General features: G+C 57.4%; 5 protein-coding genes and 1 pseudogene. 5 read left to right on the forward strand and 1 reads right to left on the reverse strand.

The annotated features are described in order from the left end of the window. From eutH (ABEA30_RS13010) to ABEA30_RS13030, 5 genes are all read left to right on the forward strand, one after another. On the forward strand, positions 1–267 hold a 267-nt coding region (gene eutH / locus ABEA30_RS13010; RefSeq protein ID WP_345583546.1), incomplete at its 5' end, for an ethanolamine utilization protein EutH. 11 nt (positions 268–278) lie between these two features. Next, positions 279–1,253, forward strand: coding sequence for an ethanolamine utilization protein EutH (eutH, locus tag ABEA30_RS13015; RefSeq protein ID WP_345583548.1), 975 nt, complete (start codon positions 279–281; stop codon positions 1,251–1,253). A gap of 7 nt (positions 1,254–1,260) precedes the next feature. Further along, positions 1,261–2,211 carry a phosphotransferase gene (locus ABEA30_RS13020; RefSeq protein WP_345583550.1) on the forward strand — a complete coding sequence of 317 codons (951 nt, stop codon included), beginning with the start codon at positions 1,261–1,263 and terminating at the stop codon, positions 2,209–2,211. Between the two features lie 119 nt (positions 2,212–2,330). Next, positions 2,331–3,188 (forward strand): class II fructose-bisphosphate aldolase, encoded by an 858-nt coding sequence (locus ABEA30_RS13025; protein ID WP_345583552.1) that lies wholly within the window; start codon positions 2,331–2,333, stop codon positions 3,186–3,188. Continuing rightward, positions 3,185–3,961: an HAD-IA family hydrolase gene (locus ABEA30_RS13030; protein WP_345583554.1), complete on the forward strand. Its 777-nt coding sequence runs from the start codon at positions 3,185–3,187 to the stop codon at positions 3,959–3,961. The genes ABEA30_RS13025 and ABEA30_RS13030 overlap by 4 nt, the downstream gene beginning before the upstream one ends. 348 nt (positions 3,962–4,309) lie before the next feature. Here ABEA30_RS13030 and ABEA30_RS13035 read toward each other — a convergent pair. Then, positions 4,310–4,515 (reverse strand): annotated as a pseudogene (locus ABEA30_RS13035) (hypothetical protein); the annotation flags it as partial.

Below are 4,515 nucleotides of genomic sequence, written 5' to 3' on the forward strand. Positions count from 1 at the left end.
ACCGCCTCAGAATGCTCCTCATCGGCGGCGGTCTACGACTATGACCCCACGCTCAGGTACGAAGAGCCCTTTATCCCCGTCGCGGGTGTTATGGCTGCGCTCCCGTTCCTGAGCAAATTTGTAGAGTCGGTCCTTGGACCGGTGTGGAAGGCCATGGGTTCAGATCCGTCGATGGCGGCCACGACATTCATTGCGACAGATATGGGTGGATATCACTTGGCGCAGGAGACCGCCAGTTCCACGGGGGACTGGATCACTGCGATATGATGACCGGTTACATGGCTGGCGCTACCATCGTCTTCAGCATCCCCGTTGGCCTCGCAATTCTCGCCAAGCGAGATCATAAGTACATGGCACTCGGCGTCATGTCCGGAATTCTCACGATCCCGGTCGGCGTGGTGCTGGCGATGCTCACGGTTATGTGGTCTGGCGCCCGCATTCGTTCTGAAGCAAGTCCAACTGGACCAGCAGACACCCCCGTCGAGGGCCTGACTATTGGGGCCCTGGTTGGCAATATGATTCCTCTGATTATCGTCATCGCAGTGATTGCTGCAGGACTCAAATTCCTGCCGGATCTAATGATTAAACTCTTTATGTGGTTTGGCCGCTTCGTCGATGCAGCGGCCAAGCTCCTACTCGCGATTTCCATCGTGGAGTATTTCACCGGAATCTTCTCAAGAATCTTTGGGGGTTGGGGCTTCGGCGCGATTATCGCAACGCCGGATGACCAGTTCCGCGCACTCGAGGTAGCGGGGGCCGTTGGAATCATGCTTGCGGGGGCATTTCCCATGGTGTACGCCATTCAGAAATATCTCTCCCAACCGTTGGCCTGGTTGGGATCCCGATTTGGTCTCAGTGAAACTGCTATGGCAGGAATTCTCGGTTCGACGGCCAACATTTTGGCTCTCTTCCATCTGATTGAAAAGATGTCCGCGAAAGATAAAGTGATGACCATCGCATTTGCGACCACGGGCGCCTTCCTCCTGGGTGATCACCTCTCCTTCACGGCGAATTTCCAACCTAACCTCATCGCAGCTGTTCTGCTTGGAAAGATAGTCGCGGCCGTGTGCGCCATGGTGATTGCACGGTTCATCGCCGTGCCAACCGCAATCAGGCATGAGGAGGCTCAGGCGAAGGCTGATGGTTTGAGTGAGACGGGCGCACGCCACCATCATGACGAGGAGCAGGAATCGGCGAGGGCATCGGCCCCACGTTGGCTGGAGCGCGATGATGTGATCGAGGAGCCGAGGTAGATTAGAGATGCTTCAGGAACCTATTTCCAACGACGTGCAATCACTGATCTCCGAACTCTACCCGGGTTCTCAATGGGTGATTGAGCCACTTTCTGGGGGCATGACAAACCGCAACTTTCTAGTCACGGTGAGTCGCGCCACAGGCGAAGCTGAGCGGGTAGTTGTCCAAGAACAACTGCCCGATGACGTGGCGGAGACTCTCGGGATCGTAAGGAGCAATCAGTTCGCAGTCCTGCATGAGATTGAAGACTTGGGCCTGGCCCCAAGGTTGATCTGCTACGACCGTCGTTCACGTCTGCTTGTCGCTGAGTATATCGACGCAGTCCCGTTTGATGAATTGGAAGACAGGGCCGGCGCCATCGCGAGATTCGGAACCGCGCTTTCTACCCTGCATCATGCAACGGAAGGAAGTCAGCTCCGGGGCAGGATCTCCGATCCTTTCTCGGGAACACAATGGCTGTACGACAGGGTGGCCAAGGCAGTCCCTGTAGAAGCGGAGAAGCACGCATGGGCGATGGAAGCCCTCAATCGATTTGAGAAGGCCAGAGGCCCCTATGTCGAGGCAATCTGCCATTCGGACCTTTCGCCCGGCAATGTCCTGATGACTGATGAGGCCGCCTTCCTCATCGATTGGGAGTATGTCGGGGCAGGAGACCCCTACTACGACTTGGGTGACTTTGCAGAGAAGTTTTCGCTGACGAGGGAGGAAAAAGAGACGCTGATCTCCTCCTACTTGGGATCAGTTGATGAGACCGCCCTTGCACTGGTCGAGTTGTACCAGTTCGTCAGCATGCTACGCGAGGCCCTGTGGTGTGTCATGGCGGGGCAGATCGGGTTCATCGACTTCGATCATGCAACTTATGCGCAGGAGTGTTGGACGCGCGTGGCGACCGTCGTGCGGGCCGAGACTTTTGACGCCAACTTGGAGAAACTCGCTGAGGCGAAGTCAGGAAATTAGGGAGAGACCGACTGGATGCTCGTCTCCCGTGAGCCCGATCACCGCTCGCCATCAACTGGGCGAAGCACTAATGCGAACTAAAGGATGAAGAAAGAACAATGATTGTTCCAACAAGTACAATGCTGACCGCAGCAAGTAAGGCCGCATTTGCGGTGCCGGCTGTAAATATTCTTGACAATCTGAGCTTGAGGGCAGTGGTAGCTGCCGCGGAGGAGACAGAGGCGCCTGTCATCATCCAAGTGTCAGTCAAGACAGTGCGGTCTTTCGGCGTGCGCCTGGTGACTGAAATGTTTCGTGAAGTGGCTACCTCGTCGCCTGCCCCTCTCTCGCTCCATCTCGATCACTGCCCCGATGTTGAACTGATCCGGGAAGTGGTTGACGCTGGATGGCAATCGGTGCTTTTCGATGCCTCCGATAGGGATCTTAACCAAGCGGAGGAAGAGACGGCTCAGGTCGTAGCATACGCGCACGCTGCGGGGGTGGACGTCGAGTCCGAGATCGAGAACATTATCGGCGTCGAGGACGGAGTTGGTAGCGATGAGGCAATCCATTCGTACGGCGTGGGTACGCTCGTTGAGGTGGCGAACCGCACGAATGCTGACTTCATTGCGCCGCAGCTAGGCACGGCGCACGGTTCTTACAAGAGTAAGCCCCAGTTGTTGCCTGATAGGGTCCGCGAGTTCTTGAAGTTAACAGATCGACCGATCGTCCTCCATGGGGGAACGGGTTTGTCTCCACAAGACTTCAGTGAGTTTATTCACGCAGGGGTCTCGAAGATCAACGTTTCGACCGCCCTGAAGGAGTCGTATATGAGGTCTGCTAAGGCCCACCTGGATGTTGCTTCGGCGAAGAATGAATGGGAGCCTACTAGACTCTTCGCGGACGTTCTGTCTGGTGTGCGTCAGGAAATCGTAGGGTTTATCCATATGTTCAGTGCGGCCGGAAAGGCGGATCTAGTAGCGGAGGCAGTGAAGTGAGGAACGCACTGATCTTCGACTGTGATGGCGTCTTGGCCGATACCGAGAAGCACGGCCATCTTCCAGCCTTCAACAGGACGTTCAAAGAAGTTGGATTGCAGGTCCAGTGGAGTTCTGAGGAGTACGCGGAGCGGATCAAGATCGGTGGAGGTAAGGAGCGCATGCAGGACATGCTTACCTCTGACTTCGTGGCTGAGCACAACCTCTCGACGGATGTGGAAGAGCAACGAGCGATGGTGGCTAGGTGGCACGCCGTCAAAACGCGTCATTACACCGAACTTATCTCAGCAGGGACGATTCCAGCTCGTCCTGGCGTCAGGAGGTTGGCTGAGGAGGCACTGAAAGCAGGGTGGTCGTTGGCCGTGGCGTCGACGTCAGCGGAGGTCTCAGTGCGTGCTGTCCTCGAAACTGTCGTGGGACTAGACATGGCGGATCACTTCGAGGTGTTTGCGGGTGACGTGGTGCCTCAGAAGAAGCCTTGGCCTGACATTTACCTGCTAGCGCTGGACAGGCTTGGCGTCCAAGCGTCTGATGCAGTTGTGGTTGAAGACAGCGGAATCGGGCTCAGGGCTGCTAGGGCAGCAGATCTGCGCACCATTGTTACGATCTCGTCTTACACAGCTCATGACGACATGGAGGGCGCCGCACTCGTGCTCTCTGACTTGGGAGAGCCCGACAGCCCAGCCCAGGTCATTGACGACCCTGAGGGCCTCCTGCAAGGCTCGTGCGTCGATATTGGGACCCTGTGGAGAATCCTCGGCACGGATCGCTGATTCAGCCTGGCACAACACGCATGGCGAAACGGAACTGAGTCCTCATGCCTCGTTGCTTGAAGAGGGGGGGCATTATGACGCGGGTTCTCAGGTGCCTCTGGATTGTTGCTGTGAGCACGGGGTCTGTTTCCTGGCAGAGGACCCTCCGGGCGGTGTTCGGCCCGGAGACCTTGGCCGTTGACCATCGGAGGGTGGTGCTCTGGTGGATGAGTTGCACGAGCGGGTTGCTGTGAGTATTCGAGCCTGACGGGACCACTGGATATTGCCTCTGGGAGCCAGCGATATTGACGTTGGGGGCCACCGGTGGCGCTGGTGGGGGCCGGGGGCCGTCCACCAGCGCCGGGCTGGTCACTTCGTGGCGGTGTGTTCTCTCATGTTGTGGGTGCCGGTGTCGATCCAGATGGTGTTGTGGACGATGCGGTCCATGATGGCGTCGGCGTGGACTCCTCCGCCGAGGCGCTGGTGCCAGTCCTTCTTCGCGTATTGGGGCTCTTCGTACCTGAGCGTGGGGTGAGCGGGGATCCGATGGCGGGCGTGTCGGCGGGGTGAAGGGG

The sequence above is a fragment of the Tessaracoccus lubricantis genome (genome assembly GCF_039544535.1).
In the GTDB taxonomy this organism is placed as follows: domain Bacteria; phylum Actinomycetota; class Actinomycetes; order Propionibacteriales; family Propionibacteriaceae; genus Arachnia; species Arachnia lubricantis.